Consider the following 1,254-nt stretch of genomic DNA (forward strand, 5'->3'; position numbering starts at 1 on the left):
TATCAAAGCGAGTTCCTTATAATTAAAGAGCACCTATTTTCAATTTGCTTTTTCTTTCCGTTCAAAATCATTTCTGCCATAATTTTCCCCATTGCATTAAAATTAGTTGAAATGGTAGTTATTCCGTTTTCTACTACTTTTTTTAATGGTGTTTCATTATAAGAAACAATGCCAAAATCACTACCTAGTTTCAAATCTTGAGATTTTGCTTTTTCTATTACACGTACTAAATCTCTATCATTAGGGATAATGTATACCTCACCAATTTTGATTTCTCTATCAAAGAATTCAGTAATTATTTCATTTTCAAATGAAAAAGCATCACAAAATTTTTCAAATCCCTCTTTCATTCCTAACGGTTCTCTATAACCAGGAAAAATCAAAATCAAAATTTTATAATTTAATAATTTATGCTTTCCTTTTAATAAAGCTTCAAAAATATCCTTCTTGTGATTTTGATATACTGCTGGATATTGTTTGAGTTCCAAATTTGTTTGGTCTAATATGTAAACCTCGTTAACAGGTAGGTTTTTTATATACAAATCGGCACCAACTAAATTAGTTGGCATTATAACATATTTAGTATAGTCTCCATTATTATCATTTATTAGTTTTTGAAAAACTTGGATATTAAAATGATGAAAGAAAATATCCACCTGAACATTTTTTCCAATGTTTTCTAAAAAGGAATTGTATAGATCTTCTTTAAAGATATTTAATTCTTCAAAAAGTAAAAAAACACGTTGTTTTGTTTTTATTTGAGTGCTTTTCACATAATATCCTTTGCCTAGAATAGCATAAATCAAACCTCTTTTTTTTAAGTCTTCATAGGCTTGTAAAACAGTATCACGGGATAAAGAAAAAGCGGTACAAACTTTATTTATTGAAGGGAGTTTCTCTCCTTTTACTAATTTTTCTTCTTCAATTGCCTTTTCAATTGATGAAATAATCTGCTTATATTTTGGAATACCAATATTACTTTGAACCAAAATTAGTTTCATAATCTTAAATTTTTGGCAAGATATAAAAAAACTGGTAGGTACTGGTGTGTTTTTTTTGAAAAATAATATAATTTTGAAATTCCATTATTGACAATAAATCATGAAAATAAAAACCGAATTAGAATTTAACACAAAGTCTTTTGAGAAATCATTTGGTTTAATGACAGGAGGCGAATCTGTTTTTTCATATCAATTAGTGAATAAAAACGGAATGGAATTAAAAATAATAAACCTCGGTGCAACAATCACGGAG

1 protein-coding gene is annotated in these 1,254 nt (G+C 27.1%); it reads right to left on the reverse strand.

Annotated features, from left to right (window positions below; genetic code table 11):
• Nucleotides 1-2: 2 nt before the first annotated feature.
• On the reverse strand, nucleotides 3-1,001 hold the full coding sequence (locus tag F6464_RS14340) for a GntR family transcriptional regulator (RefSeq protein ID WP_151108625.1): 999 nt from the start codon (nucleotides 999-1,001) through the stop codon (nucleotides 3-5).
• Nucleotides 1,002-1,254 lie beyond the last annotated feature (253 nt).

Origin of the sequence: Flavobacterium luteum, from assembly GCF_008806775.1 — a bacterium.
Lineage (GTDB): Bacteria > Bacteroidota > Bacteroidia > Flavobacteriales > Flavobacteriaceae > Flavobacterium > Flavobacterium luteum.

Excerpts from the sequence above, each read along its gene's own strand:
- F6464_RS14340 (WP_151108625.1), bottom strand. The coding sequence starts at position 1,001 with ATGAAACTAATTTTGGTTCAAAGTAATATTGGTATTCCAAAATATAAG.